Source organism: Kribbella sp. NPDC051936 (assembly GCF_040680955.1).
Taxonomy (GTDB): Bacteria; Actinomycetota; Actinomycetes; order Propionibacteriales; family Kribbellaceae; genus Kribbella.
On record NZ_JBFAXS010000002.1, the window covers coordinates 57,427 to 79,833 of the forward strand.

The window sequence follows — 22,407 nt, forward strand, 5'->3', positions numbered from 1 at the left end:
CATGGACACAGTCCTGGTGCTGACCGGTCGCGACGACCTCACCGCCGACGCCGTCATCGACGAGCTGACCCGGCGAAATGCGTCGGTCGTCCGGTACGACACCTCCGACTTCCCGCAGTCGTCCCGCGTCACCGCCACACTCGGGACGCAAGGCTGGAACGGGCACCTGACCGGTGACCGGTCGGTTGACCTCAGCGCGGTCAGCGCCGTGTGGTGGCGACGCCCCGCCGAATTCGCTGTGCCGAGCACCTGGCCGGACGAAGCCCGGGCATTCGCAGTATCTGAGGCGCGCGTCGGAGTTCTCGGCGTACTGGGATCGCTTCCGGTTCGATGGATCAATCATCCGGCCAAGGACTCGGCCGCCAACTACAAGCCAGTGCAACTGGCCGTCGCGGCGCGCGCGGGCCTCGACGTACCGAAGACGATCATCACCTCAGATCCAGCTCATGCACGGGAGTTCATCGGCGCCGACGAGGTCATCTACAAAGGCCTCAGCGGCGGCGTGCTCACCGCGGAACGCCGTCATCGATACCTGCCGACCACGGTGCTGCGCGCCGATGAGATCGACGCGAGCCTCACCGGCACTGCGCATCTGTTTCAAGAGCGAGTCCGCAAGCAATGCGAAGTACGCCTGACCGTGATCGGGCAGCGGATGTTCCCGGTCGCGATCCACGCCGGAAGCGCGGCTGCCAGACTGGACTGGAGAACGGACTACCCATCCCTCACCTACGGCCCGATCGAACTTCCGGTTGACGTCGAGAAGGGTGTCCGGCTGCTGATGGACGGGTTGGGCTTGTTCTTCGGGGCGATCGACTTCGCCGTGACCCCGGACGGCCGATGGGTGTTCTTCGAAGTGAACCCCAACGGCCAATGGCACTGGCTCGCGGTCAAGGCCGGCGTACCGATGATCGAGGCAATGGCCGACGCCCTCCAAGGAAAGGACGATTGACTCCGTGACTGACTGGACCGACGCCGCCCGCAAGCTCGCCGACCAGGTAACCGCAACGGCACCGGAGTGGCACGACTCGGTCAGCTCCACACCTCGGCACCAACTGGTGCCGAGGTGGTGGGAGCCGATTCCCGACAGCTATCCGTTCGCCTGGGGACTCCGAACGCCGCAGCCGAACCAACAGTGGGCAGAGATCTACGCCGACGAGACGCTGGTGACCCGTGTGGGCTCACTCCACGCGGACGCTGCTGACTTGTCCGATCGTCCAACGGGTCTCCCGACCTCGTCCTCGACGCTGCCCGGCTTGATCGTGCGCATGCTCCACCTGCTCGACCCCGACGAGCAGAACCGTGTGCTGGACGTCGGCACTGGCTCCGGCTACTCCGCCGCCCTCCTCGCCCGTCGCCTCGGCGACACGCAGGTGACCAGCATCGATGTAGACGCCTACCTCGTCGACGTCGCCCGCGAACGCCTCGCCGACTTCGGCCGAACACCACACCTCGAGATCGCCGATGCCACCGGCTCGCTACCGGACACCGACTATGGCCGCATCATCGCAACCGTCTCCGTCCGACCCATCCCGCGGGCATGGCTCGACGCGCTCCGACCTGGCGGAAAGATCGTCACCACCATCACCGGCACCTCACTCCTCATCAACGCCGAGAAACACGCAGACGGAGTCGTCCGTGGCCGCGTCCAACCCGATCCGGCCACCTTCATGCGCACCCGCCGCGACACGGACTACCCAGCTCGTCTCGACCACGTGTACGACGACGCCCGCGACCAGCCAGGCACCGACACCCGCCCAGTGGCCGGCCGCCTGCCCGACCTGTGGGAAGACTGGGAACTGCGCTGCCTGTACGAACTCGACACCCCCGACATCGAGAACCGCTCCGCAACCCGCGAAGACGGCACCCAACTCCTGTGGCTCCTAGCAGCCGACGGATCCTGGGCCCGCGCCGACAGCAAATCCAAGACCGTCCATCAGAGCGGCCCGCGCCGCCTATGGGACGACTTGGAGCGCGTCCAAGCCAAGTGGACAGCCGCCGGCCACTTCCCCCTCCACACCATGACCGTCGAACTGGGCACCGACCGGAGCACCCTCACCAGTAGCGACGGCAACTGGACACTCGAACTGTGACCGGGTCTCGACACCACGCCTCATCCTCGACCACGACGGTAGCCACGATCTCCGAAGCGAGCCGTCGATTGGTGCGCTGATGACAACCTCGGTGACTCCGGGGACCTCCTTCGACATGCCGCGATTCGGTCGATGACGTCCTTCACATGCGACCTTTCCACGGTCGACGAGTCTCGCCATTGGCGCACGTCGACCGCCAACCTGGTTAATGTTGTCTGAGGCGGCTACCTCCCGAGCCCCCCTCGAAGATGGTGTAGATCTCTTCCGGCATGGCGGCTGCCTCCGTGCGGATCAGCGAACATGCGCTCTGACCTGCGGTTTCGCCTGTCATCGATGATCAACGGTAACCAGGATTTGTCACCGGTTCACGGAGCTATGACGGAGCAGACAGTTGCCTACAGCAACGTTTTGAACGCGACGTGGAGTGACGTCCCAGAGCACATCCTTGCGCTGGCGCCGGAGGCCTTCTCGAACTGGTTCCGGGAACTGCGAACAGGCCCGTACAGATCCAGTGTCGGAAGCGGCGTCAACCTCCGCAGTCGCAATCGATCCAAAGTGTGGTGCGTGTTCCGATTGATGTCGCCGGAAACGACCCGAATGGTTGACATCGAAACAGGCGTCTGCAGTATGGCCGCCCGTCGGAGGACGACTGCCTTGGGGGGCGACGCACAATGAACACCGAGTCCTTTGACACTCGGTTGGCAGCCACCATCAGCCACGCGATCGGGTAGTTGACATGGAGACTCGCTCTGCCAATCAAGACGGCGACTCCGGGAGGAGTAGCCTGCCTGGCTGCCATCCAGGGAAACTGACGGACTGACCTCGCTTGAGTGGCCCGGGCGGCCTGCATCAACGGAAGAATTCGAGCTTGTCGTCCTGTCGGTGAGAGTGCTGCTCTCGATCTGGGCTCCCAGCCGGTCCGCACGCGATACCGATCGGCACAGGCTTGGAGCCAATTCGGCCAATTCTGAGCGGCCTGTACTTGGCGTCGGCCAAGATGTCTCCGCTCATCCCTGCCGAGATTGAAAGCGCCCCGCTGCGGGCGCAATCGCTGTTGGTCACTTCTACATGGATCGGTTCAGCGCCCGCGGAACCCAACTCGGCCGGATCGGATCCCGGACGCGTGGAACAATGCTGGCGCCTGCTGGCGCGCCGCATCGCAGCCGCTGTCACGGCCATGATCGAACCGACAATCCGAGGGCCAGCGAGACCAAACCCTTCCAGTTCAGCGATCCACATCGGCCTCCTGGCGATGATCAGCGGTGCCGACAGGTTCAGTGACAAGGTACTCGTCAAACCTTTCGCGGCGTCTTCAGCAGCCTCGTATGCCTTGAGGCGCGCCAAATCAACTCGGATCTGGCTTCGGACGTCATCCTCCTAATGCGAACCTGACCCAACTCGGCGGCGCGAGCCGGCAACCAGATGCTCCGCGCTAAGCGAGCGGCGCAGTACAACCTACGCAGCCGCGAGCACCAATCCAACGGTTGCGGTCAGAAGTAACGCATCGTCTTCCATCCGCGATAGCCAAGGGTGATCGGCTTGCAGATGGACGGGGTGCATGATGGGCAGGTACAGGCTGGTTTGGTATCCGGCAAGAGTCAGCATGTCGCGAGAGCACCCTGGGAAGACTCACATCGTCGACGAGTTCTACTACGGCAGGGACGAACGTCCTTACGCCAAGCTACTTTGCACCAAGAATCTCACGGCCAGGTACTGGACTGCCGCCAAGTGCCGAGAGCAGGGTCTTCACCTGGAGAATGAACCGTCGCGGACGGCGTGGCCGACCTGCGATAGGTGTCGCGGGAACTGGTTCGCCATCCTCGAGTCTACCGGCCAGACGGTCGAGGACCACTCTTACTGGTGGAGTTACTACTGGGAGGAAGAGCAGGGCCTACGTCCGACGGGGGAAACGGATGCGCGGCTGGCAAAGCGGGACAACACGTTGCTGGGCCAGTGGATGTATCCCTCCCTTCGATCGGGAGGCTCCGAGAGCTCAGACTCGGCAGCAACAGAGACGCAGCGCGTCACAGTTGCCGTGCTTCCAATTGTCAGCGATGTTGCCTTCGAGGCGCAATTCGTCGACACCTTTCCCATCGAGTCGAGGGAACCTACGACGGCCCTGCGGAACGAAGCGAAGCTCGTGCAGCGCTACGCCGAGGCGCTCGACCGGGAGGGCTCAACGGCCACACGTAAGCAGATCAAGCTCACCGATGTCACCCTCTACACCGACTTGTTCGACAGCAAACGTGCAGAACTCGTGGAAGCCAAGGCAACCGCATCCCGCGAGGCAGTTCGTTACGCGATCGGCCAACTACTCGACTACCAGCGCTACGTCGGGCCCGAATCCCTAGCAATCCTTGTTCCGACCCGCCCAAGTCCCGATATGATCGAGCTTCTTCACAACCATCAAATCACCTGCATCGTCGAAGACTCTGCCGCCCACTTCACCCGTCTGAGTCCTTGAATCGCGAACTCAGGCAACAGCAGGGTGTCGGCAGATGGACACCCGGGTTGTCGTGGGAGGCTCGGCCACCCGGAGAATGTCGGTGGCCGGCCTTAGGCTTTGCCTATGGAGATCAGCGAATTCGGACTCGTAGGCGGCGTTCCGCCGAGAGCCGTCGATGCACTGACGACGGTTACCGGTCATCAAGTCAGCGATTCGGGTCGGCAGGCCTTCTGTCAGTGTGGACAGCGCGAGCCAGCCGACTGGCATGGAAGCCGTAGCGAGTGGCGTATCTCGCACCTCAAAACTGCATGGCCTCTTCTCTCCCGCTCTTCTGGTGAGGCGAAGCAGCAGTTTCTGGGTCGCCTGTCTCAGCTTTACGTCGAGGCATCGAAGTTGGAGCAGGGCATCGACGAGTCTCTGGGCCTCAATCGCCCGGTCTCTCCAGGGCAGGCTTTTCCAAGTCTTACCAACAACGCAGAAGCCGCCGCTGAACTAGTCGAGGTCCTTCGCCATCAGATGGAGTCAGTTCGCGACAGCCTGCTCGATACTGCGTGGAGGGAGTGACGGCTTCAGCCCAAGAGCCGTCAGCGTCCTGTCGCGCTACCTGCTGGACCCGGCCATGGATAGCAGGGACTGCACGAGCGAGTCGCTCGGCTGTATCCAGTTGCACGGGCGTCTTCGAAGTGCTGACCCAGTGGCCGGTCGAGCTAGAATGACGCGCCGCGACAGTGATGCCTGACTTGGCAGGGGAGGGTCCGTTGAAGAAATTCAGGGTCCGCGTTACGGGAATCGGCGGGCAGGTCGGCCCTATCGGCGGTTCCGTAGAATGGGAGTACTTAGAGTCCAATTACGAGGTGGCGCGCAGCGTTCTCATCGATCTGGAGAACCGGCGGGTGTTGTGGCAACAACTCGGTCGGGAAGATCCAGTCGCGTGCGTCATGTCAGCGCAAGAGATTCGCAAACTCATGACCGAGAGGCTGCCTGCAGCCAAGCATGGAGACGACGTCGACTCTGCGCTCCGCGCAATTCGACGGGCCGCCACCGAGTTCGTGAGTGCGGCCGGGCAGAATCGCGACTTCGGTAACCATATCGGCAGGTTCATTGAGCATCTGGACGCAATGCGATTCGCCATGGCGCCGCACATCGCCGCCCTGGCATTCGCGTTCAGAATTCCTCTCGAGCCGGAACTGCTGGAGATCCTTCCTCGCCAGGATCTGTCATTCGTACCCGGCTTCGACTAGACCTTGCCGCCGAGTCCAGCCCAGGCCGGCGAATCCAAGCCGGGCTGGCCGCGTCGATGTCGAAACCGGCTGACGAGCGGTATGACCTGGCGTGGTCGATCTCATCGTCCACGCCAGGTCATTGTCGGAGGCCCGGTTGACGGCGACGGGTAGCTACATACCTGGCACCCAAGCGCCCAGTTAGGCAGAGACGCGGAACGCCTGTACGTACTCCGTCGTGCCGAGGTGCTCGTAGACCACGGTTGGCATTACTCGGTTCCAATGGTGTCCAAGGAGCAGCGCTAGGCCCAACGGACCTGCGAGAAAGAGGTGGAGGGTTCCGGCAGGGGCCGCGATCTGGCGTGCGAGGTCGCGGATGCCGACCGCGAGGGCATTGGCTGCTTCTGGATCTGGCACGGATCGCGGACCAATCTGCCCTCCTACGGGCATTGCGGTGTGAACCGTCCCGACCGCAATTCCTGTTCGTTTGATCCAGCTGACCACTGCGTCGGTTGCATCGGTGGTGACCGAAACAACCAGCGCGGGATCGCCGCCGAGTCCGATATCTCGCTGGTGATGGATCGGCAGCATTGCCGCCGCGGTGACTTCGCTGGACCAGGGTTGTTCCCCTTGTCTGATGCCAACCTCGTAGCCGAGGACCCGTCGGAGCACTGTGCCTGCCTTGAACCCGGTGGCCTGTCGCATCGTTCCGGTGAGCATGAGCCGGCGGTGTTCTCCGAGGTGGTTAGGGATGTCCTCGATGTCATTGGCTAGTTGTTCCCATGTGGACGGGGGCTTGGGTGCGACCTTGGTGAAGGCGTCATCGCCATCGATCCGGTCCACCCAGTCCAGGGCGTACTGGGCCTGATCGGCCAATCGGTCGCGGCTGAGCGTCGCGATCGAGATGGGTGTCCAAGGGGTTCCCGCCTGCAGGCTCAGCATGGTGATGGCGTTCTCGATGTCGTCGAAGGAAAGGCGCTGATGACCATCTTCCACCTGCCTGGCGACCCAGCCGGTCGCGGCGTCGATCGCCATTTCATCGGACCGGAGTCCGTTCACGGTCATCAGCAGGCTGACCTCGCGTTGAAGGCTCACCGGATCCTCGGACGTTTCGAGGTAGAAGTCTTCGAAAAAGGCGAGCAGGTCCGCCTCGGTTACGTCTGCGATTTTGGCCCATTCCTTGCGGGCCAGGCCGCGGTCGGACTTCGGGCCACCCTGTGCGGCCCGGGGTACTAGCCGACCGTCTCGGGCATCACGGTCACGAAGTAGGATGTCGCCTGGATCGATGGCGCGATTCGTGATCAGCGAAACCCGGACGCGTTCACCGTTGCATGCGAGATGGCGGTAGCTGGAGACGAGCTTCTTGAGCAGATCGTTGCTAGTCAGGTATTCCAGGTTGATCGGAGTGCGCGCGTCGACAGCGTACTTGACCTGCGCGTAGTCGTTCGGCGGCTCACCGCGATAATAGACGACGTCGTCAAGATTGCCAGCATCGTCGCATTCGACACCGACTGCGGTTCCGGGATTCGTGGAGCTGTGCGTCCGCTGCTCGTTGACGACGCGCATGCAGAGGCGCCAGGCATGTAACCACTGATAGCGGTCACCAGCGATGCGCACCCCCGTGGGCCGCGGCATGTCACGGCGCGTGTAGTCAGTCATTTGGCTCCATCGAGTCGTGGACGTGTGTCGGCAGGTCGCCCGTGATCCTGACCGCACAACGCGCAGGGTTGACGGTAGTGATGCGCCGGGCGTCAAGGTCATAGTCGCCGTCGAGCCTGCGCCGAAGCACGAGGAGCGTCGGGTTCGGCAGGCGAGGGTGCAGATACGAGATGAGCCGAAGGCTGGCGAGGTCCGTCCTGCTCGGCGGCACGTCTGCGGGATGTGAATGCCAGTCCCCGATGTACCCGAGTCGGGGGTCGATCGCTCGCGTACTTAGAACGGCGGGTTGGGTCGTTCCGCCGGCCAGTTGGTAATGGGCTCGTCCGCGGCTGGAGGTGGGCAGTTCGATGGCCATGGTCGCCCACGGCTGCTGGTCGGCATGGACACCCACGAGGATGCCGCCTGTCTCGAGCGGGTGGGAGAGGCTGGCCGCTTGCTTCAGCCGGTCGATCGCGCTCTCGGTGATGAGAAGTTCTGGCCGGGCGTGCGTCACGCTGTCACGGGACCCATCACGTCGAAGGGCGGAGCTGCGAGAGGCCGCAGGACTGCGACCTGCTCGTCCGGCAGTAGACGGTACCCCATGAGTTGGTCGATGACCGCAGCCGCGATGTCCGCGGCAGCCCGCTGAGCCGCCCAGGGAGGGGCACTGTTGACGAGCGCTGTACATCCGATTTCGAGGAAACCGCCCGCAGGCCGGGTATCGTCTGGCGGCAGGGGCAGGTATTCGATCGACTTGTCGCGGGCGGAGATAGGAGTGTCGCTCTCCGCCTGGCGTCGGATCCGCAGGAGGGCTCCTTGGTGGAAGAGGGCGCCGGTGATGAGGGGTACGCGTTCCTGAGCGCACACGATGCAGAGCGCGGCAGTCATCGGCGCCGATCCGGTGCAGTCGACGACCAGGTCGAAACCCTGCACGCTGTCCGCGAGCTCGGAGGGCACGAACGGTAGGTCCTTGGTCACTATCTCGACGTCGCACCAAGGCGCATGATCGTCGATCTTCACGCTAACGCCGACGACCTTGTTGTAGCCAACCGAGTCCTCGCCGGCGACGTGTCGGACGAGGTTGGCGGTCATGAGGGAATCCGAGTCGTAGCCCCTGATGTGCGCGACGCCGCTCTCTGCCAGCAGCAGTGCCACGCTTCCTCCGATCGATCCCAGCCCGGCCACCAGGACGCGTTTGCTGGTCAGCGCACGCGCATCGGACCCAGCACGTCGCATGCGGGCCGCCGAGTCGGATGGGAAGGCTGCGTGAGCCTCGGCCAGGACCTCAGCGCCGTGTCCAGAGAAGCCGAGCGCGATAGCGTCGACTTGTCCATCGAACCTGGGCCAGGTCAGCACGGCGAAGTCGAGTCCACCGCTAGGCGTCTTGATGTCCGCGTCTTGCCGGGCCGCAAGTCCTCTCTCGAAGTGTTGACGCTGGCGGAGGGCGAGGGCGTCTCGAAACTGAGCCAGGTCAACGGGTGGGCTGATGATCCTGCGGCGGTGGTACAGGACTCCCTTGAACGTCGGGGTGTCTCGTTCAACCCCCACCTGGAACAGGATCGTCCGCAGGTGGGCCGTGAGGTCGATGATCGCGCCGTTGGAGGCGCCACGAAGCAACTCGCCAACCGGAAGTTCGAGACGGTAGCCGCTCGCCTGGTCGAATAACAGGTACGAGTCGAGCGCCTGGTCGGCGACGCCGAAGCCGGTCCGCGCCGCCACCGCCCAGGCGTCGACCCGGGCCCAGAGCGCCTCGAGGTTGCGTCCTTCGACTTGGGCCGGATCGTCGTCGGCCCACAGGCACACGAATCCGTCGTAGACGTGCGGCGCCCTCAAACCCTCGACCTTCACGTGCGCATACCGCAGCGGCCACCCGTCGTAGAAGACCACCTGCATCCGCTCCCGATCGGTCAGCGGCTTGAGCGACTCCCGGATCGGTCCCGTCCATGTCTTGAGGTCGGTGTCATCGACCGGGCTGAAGCCGGCGGCCACAAGACCGGAGCAGAACCGCTCGAAACCGCCGGCATCGAAGGTCTCGAACGCCATCACGCGAATCCGCGCGGCTGGTTGCTCCCCAAGGCCTCGACTGCGGCGACGCCGGCGATCGCGAAGCCGTTCGCGTCGCAGCCATCCGGCAATGGGAGCACCTGGCCCCTGTCGTTCGTACCTAGAACGTCCCGCCACAACTTGGCCGCCCGGCACCTGTCAGCGTCGAGCGCCTGCTTCGCCAGACCAGCGAGTTCACGGAACTTGGAGGCTCCCGATCCCCACTGGTCGGGAAGCAGCGCGGGCTTCAGTTGCGTCTGGAGTATGGGGTCGAGCATGCCGTCGGTGCTGGCCAGATCGAACTCGTCCGCGACCGCGCCGAGGGAACCGGCGAGCAGTTCGGCCCATGACGACCCGGTCACCCGGTCGTCCGACCATGCGTAGTATGCAGCGATCTCCGTGTAGAGTCCGCCTGGCCTGTTCTCGCCAACGTGCACGTGGCGGACTTGGCGCAGCAGGCGCACGATCGGCCGGTAGGCCGACCGGTTGCCGACGGACGGCGTCGAGGGCGCCGTCGCCAAATTGTTGGTGCGGACGGCGAACTCAACCGGGCTGGTCTTGACCCAGCGGCCGTCCTCCTCGTCCCAACGGTCGCGGTTCCGGTTCGGGATCCCCCAGTGCTCGCCCCACGGGACAGCCGGGACCGCGTCCACACTGAACGCCAGGTCCTCCGGGACACCCGAGTCCTCGAAGTCGATCTTCAGGCTCCGCGCCTGCTCGGTGACCCGTCCGCCGACGTCCCGGCCCTTGAGCCCGTAGTGCTCGACCAGGACCCGCTTAACCTCCTCGTAGATCCGCCCTGGGTCATGGCGCACAGACAGGTTCTTGAACCGCAGGAACACGTCGACGTCCTTGCCAGGGTAACGCCCGGTCCGCCGGGCGTAGGAGCCGATCAAAATCGTGTCGATCCCCCAGCCACGCAGTTGTCTATCGGCCTCCAGTAGCTCACGCACCTCCGAGTGAGCCTCGGAGGCGCGCGTCTGCTTCTCGCCGTGGATAGTGACATTCGTGACGGCGGACTCGAATTCTGTACTCAGGGTTTCCATCGTGACTCTCCTCAATGGTCCCTAAGGTGCTCGACATTCCTATGTGGACCAAGCTGGCAGTGTTGTCGACGTCGACCGTATCTGCCACCGCCGACATTTTCCGAAGTGGTGGGCCCGTGGCATGCCGTTTGTCGACGCACCGTGTGAGCGACGTGCAGAGAGCGGACGAGACGGCATTCCCCTAGGCATGCGGACTCCCCCGCAGCCAGACGTCGCAAGGCGCACCAGTTCAATCGCATAGAGCAAACGCATGTTTAAGGTGAAGGCCACCGAAGATCGCATCGGTTACAGCACAATCCCTCCGCAGGGGCCAATTTCTACAGATCGATGCGATCCACTCGACTGGCGCGTGGAGAGTCACCACCTGCTCGCTGCAACACGGGGACGCACACGTCCGACGGAACACGAGTGCATAACGCGCGGGTCCACTGCTGCATCCGGATTTTGGGTTCTCGTCTGCACACCACCTGTCGATTCGCCTCAACGGCGAGCGCAACTACCACATGCTAGTTGAAAGCTCAATGCTCAGTCAGACTCTCCGTGCAGCCCGATTCACCCGCACCAGGCAAAACGCTGCAGCCGTCGCCGTCACACATCTGGCACTTGAGGCGTTTCAGCACCCTGCAACGAACAGTTCGGGAGCTTCACCGGCCGCCCGTTGACCAGACATGGACGACCTTCGCACCCCGTTCGGACACGATCTCGCCGTGCGTCGACACGTCTGCGAGCACTGCAGCGGCATCTATCTCGCGGCCAGATCCGACCAACGCTTCTGCTCAAGTCAGTGCCGCCTCCGCCACTGGCGAAGCCGCAAACGGCTCCACTCAGCAGAAGCAATCGAGACCGAACAGGAGGCCGCACTCCGCACAGAAGTCGACCGATTGCAGCGCCAAGTCAACGAACTCCAGCACGCCAACGCAACGCTCCGCCAGGCCCTGAGGCGCGCGCACAGGCGCGCCTGTTGCCGGCTCAAACCATTCGTCGACGGAACCTGATACCGAGGCGTAGCGCCTGCAACAGACGCATCGAAGGGCGGCCTAAACTCCATCCGTGGCGTCATCCCGAGGGCAGATCTCCGAGCGCGTTCGGCGCGCGCTGTACGCTGTAAGCCGCGGTGTCTGCTACGAACCTGAGTGCGTCGAGCGCGTGATCGTCCTCAAGAACGGCCAACCGGTCTTCGTCGGACAGATCGCGCATATCGTCGCCGCGGTCGAGTCCGGGCCTCGCGGGACGGAGCAGGTTGATGATCGCGAGGGCTTCGACAACCTGCTGGTTCTCTGCGGACGTCATCACCGGCTCATCGATGATGAGCACACGAGTGAGTTCTACTCGGTCGCTACGCTACGTCAGTGGAAACTCGACCACGAGGCCGAGTTCGACGAGGCCGCCCGGGCCGAACTCAACCGGTTGCCAGACCTGGCTGACGTGCTGCCCGAGCTCCTAACTGACCTGTTCCGAGATACCACCGCCGAGCTCAATGCCGCAGTCGACCAGCTGGAGATCGCCGGACATCTGGCACACGAGACCGCTCTGCTCCTCCACACTGCGCTCCAGGCCAGCGGTCCGGTCGGCCCAGCCTTGGGCGAGGGCGTGCCAAGCATCAAGCAGTCGTTCGAGGACGTGTACGACGCAGTCGGCGGCGCGTCTTTTCTTGGCGCCGCCATCACCGAGGCCTACCCGATCGGCCCCGGGTTCGTACAGCATCTGAGAGGCGGCAGCTGTGGGCACCCAGCGGTGATCTGCGCCTTGCGGAACCGGCAACCAGTGATCATCACCGGCGACCTGTGGAATGCGATCTCAAGGGTCAGCGACGGGCACACCAACGGTGCGGACGGCGTGGGCCTGCCAATCGGCCCCAAGGGCCCATATATCGGTCCGAACATGATGCAGATAGCAACTGCTGGGGGCGCTTGGTCCGACGGCACGATGGTCCGAGGGATGGCTAACGGCGACTGGCGATGGATTCCGAACCTCGCGTTCGATCAGCACGCGGCCGTCGACACCGAAATCGCTATCGGGTCCGTACCGCGCCTCGACTGCAGGCTGCGGCTGGTCGCACACATGCCCGGCGTCGAGGCCGAGCCCCGGCTCACCGCTGGAGGTCGACGCCGACTGGCGGCAGCCTTTGCCGAACGCGCAATGGTCGAGCCGATCGCTGCACTTGCTGCAGACCGGATCGACGTTCCAGGTGAGCTGCGGTGGCGGCAGACGAACGATCTGCAGGGTCGAAACGACAGCTTGGGTGCGTCGTACGAATGCGTCATCTACGACTCCGGCGAACTGCCGGCGATACGCGGTCGAGCGCAGTACCTGATGCCGCAGCTGATGGCTCCCGGCATCACCTCGGTCGTGGATCTCGAGCTCGACTTCGACGGCTGCCAGCCCGAAGCTGGCCAGCCGAACACGCCAGTTCTCAAGAGACTGTCGCTCAACGAGATCGTCGACTTCCTCACGGCGGCTTGGCACATTGCGTTCGACGTACTTCCACTGGCCCTCGACGAGGACATCAGCCTCCCGAATCCTGGTGGACGACCACGCGTGAGTCTTCACCTGATCAGCGAGCACCCGCCGAACACCGGCCCCAAGCGGACGTTCCGCCTCGGAGATCTCGTCGATCTGAGTCCGTTCGGAACCACCCAGAAGACCCGGCTGTCCCAGCTCGACATCGCGGTCATCGGACGCGGATCGCTCCCCCAGGAGGACGTCCGCGACCTGGTGCGGACCGCACTACGACGGATGGCGGAAGACGCCGGATTCGACCGAGCCGATCTTGTGACCTGGGCATAGCCGCCTAGCAGTAGAGCGCGGTCCTCTGCCGTGCGGACCGTTGAGCTGTCATGGTGCCTCGAACTGGCTCGACCTGTGCTTGTGCGTGGCCGTGCTGACGATTCATCGGTTGGCGGCTGGGGACGGTTATCAGTATCTGTTGCGGCATAGCGCGGCCGGCGATGTGGATCGCCGGATGTCCATGTCGCTGACGGCGTACTACGCCGCGTCGGGATACCCGGCCGTCGATGGATGGGCAGTGGTTTGGACGGGCTCGGAAACGGTGAACTCGCTCCCGGGACGAGGTGTCCGAGGTACAGATGGCGGCTCTGTTCGGTCGGGCTGAGGACCCGTTGACTGGACGGATCCTGGGCAGTCCGCACTCGCTCTTCAAGAGCCCATCGGAGCGGATTGAGCAGCAGGTCCGCGCGCTCGATCCGACCCTCAGCGATGCAAAGCGCGATGCGGAGATCGAGCAGATCCGCAAGAGCGAGATGCGTCAGAAAACCAAGCAGGCTGTCGCCGGTTTCGATCTGACCTTCTCCCCCGACAAGTCGGTATCGGCGCTGTGGGCAACCTCTGACGTCGGTACGCAGGAGCAAATCGTCGCCGCGCATCACGAGGCCGTTCACGACGTCCTCGCACTCATCGAACAGCAGGCTGCCTTTACGAGAACCGGCGAACGCGGCGCTGCTCGGCTCGACGTCCATGGCGTGATCGCGGCAGCGTTCGACCACTGGGACACGCGCAGCGGCGATCCCCAGCTCCACACCCACGCCGTCGTCGGGAACCGTGTGCAAGGCCTGGACGGCGTGTGGCGCACGCTCGACAGCCGTACTTTGCATCGCTCGGCAGTCGCGATGTCGGAGATCCACAACGTGTTCCTAGCGGACAATCTGGCCCGGCGTCCCGGCGTCAATCCGGCGTTCGAGATCGACGCCGTACCGGACGAACTCATCGCCGAGTTCTCCGGCCGAACCGACCAGATCGAAGCCAATCTCGCCGTACTGCTCGACAGTGCAGCGACCAACTCGTCCGCCGACCCGCAGCGAGATGTACGTTCTTCGCCAACGTGCAACACTCATTGGCCGGCCACCGAAGCACCTCGCTCGACCCCTCGCAGCGATGATGGGGCAGTGGCGCGCACGTGCCGATCAGGCGATCGGCGCGGACGCGGTGGGCGCCATTCAGCGCTCACTCGACCGCGTCGGCGACTGGCCGCCGCCGATCTCAGCCCGGAGACGATCGAGGCGTACGGCGCCGCGACCGTTCTCACGCTCCAGACGAAGCGCGCGACGTGGAACCGCTGGAACCTCATGGCCGAAGCCACACGCCAGACTAGGCTGCTCCGCCTCGTCTCCGCTGATGAGCGCCTTGCCGTACTGCAGTCTATCGTCGAATGCGCCGAACACCACTCGATCAGTCTCACACCGCCCGCTGTCTTCTCCGCCCCGATCCCCCGAGCAGACGGCGAGAGTATCTTCACGATCCACAACAGCGAGATCTTCACCTCCCCTGTCATCCTCGGCGCCGAATCATTGCTGCTCGACCTCGCACGAAACGCGGCAGGCCCGACCGTCCCCGAAATTCACACGCAAGGGCTGAGCCCAGACAAGGCGCGAGCCCTCCAGAGGATCGGAACCAGCGGCCAGACGCTCGAAGCGCTCGTCGGCCCAGCGGGCACCGGCAAGACCAGCTTGCTGTCCGCGCTCACCAACGACTGGCAGACCGAGCACGGCGAAGGCTCTGTCATCGCCCTCGCGCCGTCGTCGTCTGCGTCGACCATCCTCGCCGACGCCATCGACATCCCCACCGAGAACATCGACAAATGGATCTACGATTCCGCAAGGCTCGGCGCCAAGCAACGACGAGAACGGATGCAGCGCACCGAGTACGCCGTACACGTTGCCGAACAGATGCGCCGCCGACGCCGCCACCAGCGACTCGCCGTACAACTCGCGACGCTCCGCGCCGAGGACGACCGCTGGCGCTTCCGCAAGAACCAGCTCGTCATCGTCGACGAAGCCTCCATGGCCGGCACAATGGAACTCGCAACACTCGCCCGAGTCACCGACATCGCCGGCGCGAAGCTTCTCCTGGTCGGAGATGATGCCCAAGTCTCCGCGGCCGACACCGGCGGAATCTTCCGACTCATCGCCAAAGACACCCAAGCCGCTGAACTCACCGGTCACGACTTCCAGCAGATCGACATCGGCAAGCGCTTCATTCATAGTCGGCTGACACTTACCAGCCGGAACACGCCGCGGTTCAGCTGACCCCGGTGCCCGACTGTGAGCTCACCGTACGACGGATCTCCGCCAGCCGTGCCGTCGCCAGCTGTGGGCTGATGGCGAGCATGGCTCGTGCAGCCGCCAGGTCTTCGACGACGCGCAACGCGGTCTCGTCCGGTGACTCGACCAATGCTGCCTCGACGATGTCGCGACGCTCCACGAACATCCATTCGATGGTCGCGTAGTAACTGAGCACGGCGGCGTACTCCTGCACCTCGTCGCCGGTATGCTGCGACACGGTCTCGAAGACGTCCATCAGCTTCCCGGCCCGCACCCGCGGCTGATTGGCCAGCAGCTCGATGAAGGTTTCCGGCGCCTTGGCCGGCCCGGACGGCGAGATCATGTGCGAGCGCAGGGCGCCGCGGCCGAACGACTGAACCTCGGCGTGCACCACCGACCGGGTGAGGTCGCTCAGCTGCTCCGCCCCGGTGTCCCTCCGCGCGTCCACGAGACTCCTCGCCGCCCGCAACAGATCCCGTGGTACGCCGCCGGACAGGCAGAAGCACAACGCCAGGAACAGATCCGGAAAGCCCGTGAGCCGGGATCTCAAGAGATCCATGGACTCGGCGAGGGAGAAGTCAGGCAACCACACAACCTCGTCGAATGAGGTGTCCACCGTCGTACGCAACGTCGACACGCGCCGCTCGAAGTGCGCGAGCGCATCCTCCGAAACCGACACGAGGTAGATCGAGCCAGGCACACCGAAGGTCGCCTTGATCTGGTTCAGGAACACCTCCGCGGACTCCGCCTCGGCGATCCGGTCCATCTCGTCGATCGCGACCAGCAGACCGACACCTTTGCCGGGTAGCGGCTCGTCGGCCACTTGCTGCGCGAACGCCCGGTACCGCCGCACGAGTTCCGGCAGGGTCATCGGTTGCTGCGCGAGCTGACGTGCCCGCCGGAATCCCAAAGCGACGAAGGCGCGGCTCAGGTTGATCGAACGCTCTGACTGAAGGGTCTGCAAGTACCGCAGCTGCGCCAGCTCCGTCGATGCCCTGCGCGCCAACGGGCCCGACGCCGGCTTGGTGATCCACCCCAGACCGACACCGACGCCAACTGCGCCCAGGAACAGCAATCCGAGCATCCCGGGTCCAAGCGGTACGTCGATGCCGACCCAGTGCAGCGCGCTCGTCGCAGACTCCGATATCCAGCGTGCCTCAGGCTCAGCCTGAGGCTCCACCGGCGAAGCCACCACGGCGCCGAGCACAAACAGCACGCAGGCGACCCGGCCGACGAATCGCACAGCACGCAGTACGACCCGGGACGGCAGCGACTTCGGGCCGAACCGCCGACCCGGGTCAACCTGAATGACCTTCTCGCATAGCTGGGCGAAGAGATCGATCAGGAAGTCCTTCGGCGCATAGTCCACCGGCGCCTCGACGAACACCGACAACGGCGCCAGCATCGCTTGCTTGCCCCTGACAGCCGGCTGAGGAGCAGGTGTGACGACGGTCTCGAGCATGTTGCGGAGCAGAGTGGTCTTGCCAACGCCCCGCCGCCCGCTGACAGCCACTGCCGTCGCCCCCAGTTCGGTGATCAGCCGATCCACGCGTTGCGAACTCGCGCGTTCGATCCACGGCGTCGGCAGATCGCGGCCGGCCAGTCCCGGCGTAGTGTCGACAAGCAGCTCGGCCGGATGCCACCGAGTGACCTCGCGATTGATCAGGATCCGCAACTCCGGCAGAACATGCTCCGAAAGCGCCGCGAACCACGCGTCGTGCTGTCGGACCGCCAGCCTCAAAGCGCCCAGGCAGAGTGCCACGACCAGGATGTTGGCAGCGACGACCGCACCGCTCACCACACCGCCCGCATCCGTCAAGACGTCAACCAGCGCGTGGATGACGTCCGCCGCATCCTTCGGGTCAGACTGCCTGAACCAACCGACGGTCGCCTCGAGCTCATTCCAGACGACACGCCACCCGATCAGCCAGGTCACGACCGCGAGGACCGTCGTCGCGTAGGCACGCTCCCGCACCGTCGTGGTGGAGCGCGCCAGGTGACCGTTGCGTGGACGCAGACTCGTCGCCGGGTTGTGCCGTGCGTAGGCCCTCGCCTCGACGAACTCCGCCTGCTCGGTGAGCCGATCGACAACCATCAGCAACATCACCCAGGACATCAATCGATCAACCGCTCGCGGCCCAGCCTTCAGCAACGCCCCCACCCGCGCCAGCAACACCCTCGGCCCTCCGGGCACAACCATCCACTCCTCCCCCACAGCTCAACAGCCACCCAAAACTACAGTCAGCGAGGTGTTGGGCAGCATCGCACCCGGAGGCCGTGCTGATCGAACAACAAGTCAGCGACCGAACACGACACGAGCAGCCTCCTGCGCAGCGGCGAATCCTAGTCGGCTGCAGAATGCGAGGTAGGCGCAAACTAGAGCCAAGTCCCACGCCCCGTCGGCCTGGAGCCGCCTGAAGACAGCCACCGGGTCGGCAGGCAAGATCTCCAGCTTGCCCTCCCATCGATCTTTGGCGTGGAGCCCATGCCGCTGGAGAACCTCGTGTGCTGAGCATCCGGCCTCGACCAGCCCCAGGAAACTCCACAGGTAGTACGCCATGTCAACCGCCAGGCCCAGCAACCGCACATGATCTCTGGGGATGTCGAGCCCGAGTTCCTCGCGACAACCACGGGTCGCGGAGCCAATCACGTCAAGCCGCCCGCCGCCTGCGGCAATCCCCTGAAACCGTAGAGACTTAATCTTGTTGTTTCGGTCTGTTGGCCGTCCCCCGCTGGCTGCCTGAGGAGCTCGCCCGGAGGCGAGGGTCAAGGCTGGCCGGAGGCCACCCCGCAGGGGTTTAGCCTTGACGCCGGCGAGGACGAGGTCAGACTCGGTGTGCGGGGATCCGGTCGTTCATGCTGCATGTTCCGGTTCCTGGTCGTGGGGTTGGTGGGTGAGTTCGTAATCGAGCGGCGAGCGCATCCCGAGCGCGGAGTGGCGCCGGTCGTGGTTGTACTCCTCGATCCAGGCCGCCACGCGGGCACGGGCGTGAGCCTTGGTCGTGAAGTGCTCGAGCCTGCGTAACTCAAACTCCACCGTGGAGTGCCACGACTCGATCACTGAGGTGCCACGAACCTTCCGGCTGACTCCGGGCTGCGCTGGGTTGGCCCCCGGTGGACACCACTGGCCCGTCGGGCCACACCGGCAAACTGAGTCGATCCGGCGTCTGGTAGTTGTTGCCGGTGCAGACACGATCCAAGCGCAAGAACCCTGACGTCTACAGTTGGCTGCTGACAACGCGGACACTGTGGCTCTGGCTGGTACTCGTCGTCGTCACACTCGGCGGTGGGTGGTGGCTGCGGCGTGGTGAGGATGCTGAGGCCACGAGGGACGCCGCAGCCGCGTTGGGGCTGATGTGGCAGGTCCATGCATCGTTCGTGTCGATCGGTTTCGCCGGTCTCGCCATCGCGTTCCAGCTTCTCAGCGCCCCGCCTCTCGCCCTCGGTTCAGCGCGGCGGCTGGTGGTCGCTCACGTCCGGTTCGCCCGGATGCTTGTCCTGGGCGTCGGGTCAGACCTCATCATCGGCGCCGCCGCACTCGCCGTGCCGAACCGGATCAGCGTCTGGGCGGTCCTAGTCGCGGTTGTAGTTCCATCGCTGCTGACAATCGCCCTTGCCTACTGGCGGATGGCGGACTTGTACAGAGCACCGCGTATGATCGAGAGCCTGACACTCGACAATCTCAAGCGGGAGGTCGACAAGGCAGCCGAGGCCAAGGACATGGCCGGGAACCGAGCGGCCAGCTTCCGCAGCAAGCTCGATCCGAGCCGTGGGCTGTTCCCCGTCACCGAGCGACCCATGACCGACTCGCGATTGAGCAGGGCGGTGACGTACGACGGCAGCCCGGGTATCCTCACGCCGTCCGTCGTACCTCTGGCGCATGCCATGAGCTCGTTGGACGAGGCCAGCCGGATCGACGGCAAGCTGACCGGCATGGCCATGCCTTCGATCTACGTCGCCGCCCGTCCCGGACAATCTGTCCGCCCAGGCGACCTGCTTGCCTACATTCACCACGCCAGCAATGCTGCTACGTCCTGGCTCACCAACGCTGAGCGCGACATTCGTGCTGCGTTTCCTGCAGTGTCGGAGGATCCGAACGACCCAGCTGTCATGGTGCTGAGTGAGGCCGATTCCCTTCAGGACACTATCACCGAGGCCATCGCGAACGGGCTTGCTCAACGCGCAGCGACGGGTTATGGCTACTACCGCGACATCCTCTCCTACCTGCGCGCTGCCAAAGACCCCGAACCCGACTTCTACAGTCGGATCAGGGACCGTGTTCGCGACCAGATTTTCACCCTCGACACTGTCGCTGCACAACGCGAGCCGCGGCTGGCGAGTACGGCCACGGCTGCGGCGTACCGACGCGCCAAGGACGCGTTCCGGGCTGTGGACCTCCCTGGGCTCGCTACCGCACTCCGTAGCTACTCCCATATCTGGCAAACCCTGGTCGAGACGGAGGCTCAGGACTCGATCGTCCGCGGCGCCCGAGACAACCTGCTGACCTCAATGCATGGCCTGACAGAGTTCATCATTCCCCATGGACACAGCTCGAGCGCCTTCTCCCGCCGCGCGGCTGACGAGGCCGTCTGGACGTTCGTAGAGATTGTGAAGCACTCCCTGGACACACCACACCTCACCGAGTTCGCCACCGCGTTCGCCTACCACGCCAACCTCTTCACGTACGGGCGTGACGAGATGAGAGCACTACGTCCCAACATCACCGGCGGAACTGTCGCGCTCATCGCCTGGGTTCTGCACGGGACGACCGAGACAGGATCGTCGACTGTGAACACGATCGTCGATGAGTCACCGAAGGCAGGAAAGGCGGTTGACCTCTACGCGGTGGTCGACTCCCTCGGCAGGAACACCAGCTACGGCCGGTGGCACGAATGGGAGCGGGTCGGCAAGCTTCCCATCAAGGCTCATCAGGCTGAACTCGACAATTTCGCCGCGCATGCCACACTCATCCTGCTCGCGGCCGACCGAATCACGAAGCCGGATACTCCCGCAGACAGTGAGCAAGCGCAATCATTGCGGTGGCTGCAGAACCACCTCACCGAGGCGCGGGATGTCTGGGACCTCGATCTGCACCGCGAGCCAGCCGACTTCGAGCAGATCGCCAAGCACATAGGTCGGGCGTTGCAGGCCTGGGACGATGCAGCGGCAGCCGCGTTGCGGGCTGCCCCTCTCGATCAGAGCAGGGTTGATGCCTTCCGGACCAGGCTGCTCCGATCGCTCAGCAGGCGCGTCTCCTTGGCGTCCTTGCTCGCTCCGGACGAGCCGGTGGAAACCCCAGAAGGTGCCATCGAGGATCTCTCCTTCGAACTGTCCGTTCCCAAGGACTACTTCGTTGAATTATCGAACGTCTACAGCAACCCAGAACGTCTCGCCGCCCGTCTTGCCAGCGGACTGACCGAGAACGTGAACACCACGATCCTGGGCAAGCTCGACCCGATCCCGCACCAGCAGTGCGACCTCAACGATCTCGCCAGCCACCTCACAGCTTTGGTCGACGGGATGGACGATCCTCTGCTCATCCTTCCAACGGGAACGCAGATCGAGGATCACCTCGGGCTGACGCCACTCCCGGAGGCCGACGCCGACCTCGATCCTCAGGAGGCGGGGAACGATGGGATCGTCGCCGACACGAGTGGCGTTGACAGGCAAACGGTGACGCTCGGGTCGAAGACGATCGCCGCTCACGCGGCATTCGTGCCCGAGTTCGACAGCACAGTGGTTCTGCTCGACCGCACCCACGGCCCCGCTGCCGATCTCGGCCCGCTGACCGAACTCACTATCGATCCCGTCCAGGATGGCACGCCGAGGGTGGCGATCACCGGCCGGCAATCACTCCGCCTCACGATGCCCATCACAGCGACGATCATCCGGATCCGCGTCGAAGGCCTGGAGTGGTGAGGCAACGTCGGCAGCGGCGGCGGTCGCGTCTGCGACGGTTCTTGTCAGGAGGTGCATGGAGCGACCGCGATGTGAGGGCGGACGTGGAGCGGCGGGTAGGTGCCGATCTGAGGCACGAGCGCCGAACACGGATTCGATCAGGTCGATCGTGAGGACCTCCAGGAGTAGGGCCTTCGGCGATGAGGCCCCCGTTCTGCAGTACGCGGACACGGTCCGCGCGTGGCCGCTTCGTCGAGGTCACGCAGCGCGCCCACCGCGGCGACGCCCGAGCCGCGGACAAGATGGAGGAACTCGAGCTGGGCACGAATATATCGAGTTAGTTGGTGGGCTAGTCGAACACGATCAGCGGGGGCTGCTGTGCCAGCGCGCGGCGGCCAGCGCCCGCTCCCGTCGCCACCGGACAGTGTCAAGAAGAGTCGCCTCCCCGTATCTGCGAGGTCGACTTTCGCCAGGGCATCGGTGATGGTCCACAGGTCGAGGCCTTCAACAGGTCTCCGCAGATCTGCCAGCACGATGTCCCAAGATCATGGCGATCCGGTGTGACCTGTTCGTGACACGCAGCCGCGCCACATTCTTACGCCGATAGCCTGAGTCGGCGAGCGCCACGAGCATGACCTGGTCCCCGACAGAGTCTCGGCGAGGCGAACGGCCGCGGTGCGAGGAGAATGCTCAGGTGCGTGACGCCTCAGGGGTGCAGACCCCGATCTCCGAATCAGCGGTTACAGAGTTCGCCCGATAACATCGGTGGCGAGTTCAAGGCGTGTGGTTAAGGTGCGTGTCCGGCCTCGGACACACTTCACCACAAGGTCCCCATCGGGTCGACCTCCACTTCGACGATCTGCTCAGTGTGTTGGTACGTCAGCGACGACCTGAGCGACGCGTACAGCTCAGCTAGCGCCGACTCGGCCGCCCGTTGATCGGCCACAGCCGCGTTGTACTGCTCGCGCA

17 protein-coding genes are annotated in these 22,407 nt (G+C 64.4%); 9 read left to right on the forward strand and 8 right to left on the reverse strand.

Features of this window, described 5'->3' with window-relative positions:
• Position 1 precedes the first annotated feature (1 nt).
• Together tgmB and AB0L64_RS06045 are read left to right on the forward strand one after the other, a co-directional pair.
• The gene (gene tgmB / locus AB0L64_RS06040) at positions 2-949 is read left to right on the forward strand and encodes an ATP-grasp ribosomal peptide maturase (RefSeq protein WP_363708234.1); all 948 of its coding nucleotides are present in this window, start codon (positions 2-4) and stop codon (positions 947-949) included.
• 4 nt (positions 950-953) lie between these two features.
• Positions 954-2,090 (forward strand): methyltransferase domain-containing protein, encoded by a 1,137-nt coding sequence (locus tag AB0L64_RS06045; protein ID WP_363708236.1) that lies wholly within the window; start codon positions 954-956, stop codon positions 2,088-2,090.
• Between the two features lie 849 nt (positions 2,091-2,939).
• On the opposite strand, the gene AB0L64_RS06050 is transcribed toward AB0L64_RS06045, so the two are convergent.
• Positions 2,940-3,434 carry a hypothetical protein gene (locus tag AB0L64_RS06050; protein WP_363708238.1) on the reverse strand — a complete coding sequence of 165 codons (495 nt, stop codon included), beginning with the start codon at positions 3,432-3,434 and terminating at the stop codon, positions 2,940-2,942.
• Positions 3,435-3,648: 214 nt separating this feature from the next.
• Between AB0L64_RS06050 and AB0L64_RS06055 the strand changes: the two genes are divergently transcribed.
• The 3 genes from AB0L64_RS06055 to AB0L64_RS06065 all read left to right on the forward strand — a co-directional run bounded on the left by AB0L64_RS06055 (position 3,649) and on the right by AB0L64_RS06065 (position 5,777).
• Positions 3,649-4,554: a hypothetical protein gene (locus AB0L64_RS06055; RefSeq protein ID WP_363708240.1), complete on the forward strand. Its 906-nt coding sequence runs from the start codon at positions 3,649-3,651 to the stop codon at positions 4,552-4,554.
• A 105-nt stretch (positions 4,555-4,659) separates the two neighbouring features.
• Entirely contained in the window at positions 4,660-5,100 is a 441-nt protein-coding gene (locus AB0L64_RS06060) for a hypothetical protein (RefSeq protein WP_363708242.1), read from the forward strand.
• Positions 5,101-5,294: 194 nt separating this feature from the next.
• Complete coding sequence (locus AB0L64_RS06065) at positions 5,295-5,777, forward strand: DUF6650 family protein (protein WP_363708244.1); 483 nt, start codon at positions 5,295-5,297, stop codon at positions 5,775-5,777.
• Positions 5,778-5,957: 180 nt separating this feature from the next.
• On the opposite strand, the gene AB0L64_RS06070 is transcribed toward AB0L64_RS06065, so the two are convergent.
• The 4 genes from AB0L64_RS06070 to AB0L64_RS06085 are packed head-to-tail and all read right to left on the reverse strand — an operon-like array spanning position 5,958 to position 10,483.
• Positions 5,958-7,415 carry an SAVED domain-containing protein gene (locus AB0L64_RS06070; RefSeq protein ID WP_363708246.1) on the reverse strand — a complete coding sequence of 486 codons (1,458 nt, stop codon included), beginning with the start codon at positions 7,413-7,415 and terminating at the stop codon, positions 5,958-5,960.
• Positions 7,408-7,908: a Mov34/MPN/PAD-1 family protein gene (locus AB0L64_RS06075; RefSeq protein ID WP_363708248.1), complete on the reverse strand. Its 501-nt coding sequence runs from the start codon at positions 7,906-7,908 to the stop codon at positions 7,408-7,410. Before AB0L64_RS06075 ends, AB0L64_RS06070 begins: the two co-directional genes overlap by 8 nt.
• Complete coding sequence (locus AB0L64_RS06080) at positions 7,905-9,437, reverse strand: ThiF family adenylyltransferase (protein WP_363708250.1); 1,533 nt, start codon at positions 9,435-9,437, stop codon at positions 7,905-7,907. The genes AB0L64_RS06075 and AB0L64_RS06080 overlap by 4 nt, the downstream gene beginning before the upstream one ends.
• Positions 9,437-10,483 carry a nucleotidyltransferase gene (locus AB0L64_RS06085; protein ID WP_363708252.1) on the reverse strand — a complete coding sequence of 349 codons (1,047 nt, stop codon included), beginning with the start codon at positions 10,481-10,483 and terminating at the stop codon, positions 9,437-9,439. The genes AB0L64_RS06080 and AB0L64_RS06085 overlap by 1 nt, the downstream gene beginning before the upstream one ends.
• Positions 10,484-11,533: 1,050 nt before the next feature.
• Between AB0L64_RS06085 and AB0L64_RS06090 the strand changes: the two genes are divergently transcribed.
• Positions 11,534-13,270 (forward strand): hypothetical protein, encoded by a 1,737-nt coding sequence (locus AB0L64_RS06090; protein ID WP_363708254.1) that lies wholly within the window; start codon positions 11,534-11,536, stop codon positions 13,268-13,270.
• 284 nt (positions 13,271-13,554) lie between these two features.
• Positions 13,555-15,525, forward strand: coding sequence for a MobF family relaxase (mobF, locus tag AB0L64_RS06095; RefSeq protein WP_363708256.1), 1,971 nt, complete (start codon positions 13,555-13,557; stop codon positions 15,523-15,525).
• Here the strand turns inward: mobF and AB0L64_RS06100 are convergent.
• On the reverse strand, positions 15,518-17,656 hold the full coding sequence (locus tag AB0L64_RS06100) for a hypothetical protein (RefSeq protein WP_363708258.1): 2,139 nt from the start codon (positions 17,654-17,656) through the stop codon (positions 15,518-15,520). The two genes, mobF and AB0L64_RS06100, sit on opposite strands and share 8 nt — an antisense overlap.
• Positions 17,657-18,394: 738 nt before the next feature.
• Positions 18,395-18,601, reverse strand: coding sequence for an integrase core domain-containing protein (locus AB0L64_RS06105; protein WP_363708260.1), 207 nt, complete (start codon positions 18,599-18,601; stop codon positions 18,395-18,397).
• Between the two features lie 122 nt (positions 18,602-18,723).
• Here AB0L64_RS06105 and AB0L64_RS06110 point away from each other — a divergent pair, with 122 nt between their 5' ends.
• On the forward strand, positions 18,724-21,459 hold the full coding sequence (locus AB0L64_RS06110) for a hypothetical protein (protein WP_363708262.1): 2,736 nt from the start codon (positions 18,724-18,726) through the stop codon (positions 21,457-21,459).
• Between the two features lie 179 nt (positions 21,460-21,638).
• Entirely contained in the window at positions 21,639-21,779 is a 141-nt protein-coding gene (locus AB0L64_RS06115) for a hypothetical protein (RefSeq protein ID WP_363708264.1), read from the forward strand.
• Between the two features lie 476 nt (positions 21,780-22,255).
• Here the strand turns inward: AB0L64_RS06115 and AB0L64_RS06120 are convergent, their stop codons facing one another.
• On the reverse strand, positions 22,256-22,384 hold the full coding sequence (locus tag AB0L64_RS06120; protein WP_363708266.1) for a hypothetical protein: 129 nt from the start codon (positions 22,382-22,384) through the stop codon (positions 22,256-22,258).
• Between the last annotated feature and the right edge of the window lie 23 nt (positions 22,385-22,407).

Excerpts from the sequence above, each read along its gene's own strand:
- AB0L64_RS06055 (WP_363708240.1), top strand. The coding sequence starts at position 3,649 with ATGATGGGCAGGTACAGGCTGGTTTGGTATCCGGCAAGAGTCAGCATG.
- AB0L64_RS06100 (WP_363708258.1), bottom strand. The coding sequence starts at position 17,656 with ATGTCCTGGGTGATGTTGCTGATGGTTGTCGATCGGCTCACCGAGCAG.
- AB0L64_RS06080 (WP_363708250.1), bottom strand. The coding sequence starts at position 9,437 with ATGGCGTTCGAGACCTTCGATGCCGGCGGTTTCGAGCGGTTCTGCTCC.
- AB0L64_RS06115 (WP_363708264.1), top strand. The coding sequence starts at position 21,639 with ATGAGGCCCCCGTTCTGCAGTACGCGGACACGGTCCGCGCGTGGCCGC.
- AB0L64_RS06060 (WP_363708242.1), top strand. The coding sequence starts at position 4,660 with ATGGAGATCAGCGAATTCGGACTCGTAGGCGGCGTTCCGCCGAGAGCC.
- tgmB (WP_363708234.1), top strand. The coding sequence starts at position 2 with ATGGACACAGTCCTGGTGCTGACCGGTCGCGACGACCTCACCGCCGAC.
- AB0L64_RS06085 (WP_363708252.1), bottom strand. The coding sequence starts at position 10,483 with ATGGAAACCCTGAGTACAGAATTCGAGTCCGCCGTCACGAATGTCACT.
- AB0L64_RS06070 (WP_363708246.1), bottom strand. The coding sequence starts at position 7,415 with ATGACTGACTACACGCGCCGTGACATGCCGCGGCCCACGGGGGTGCGC.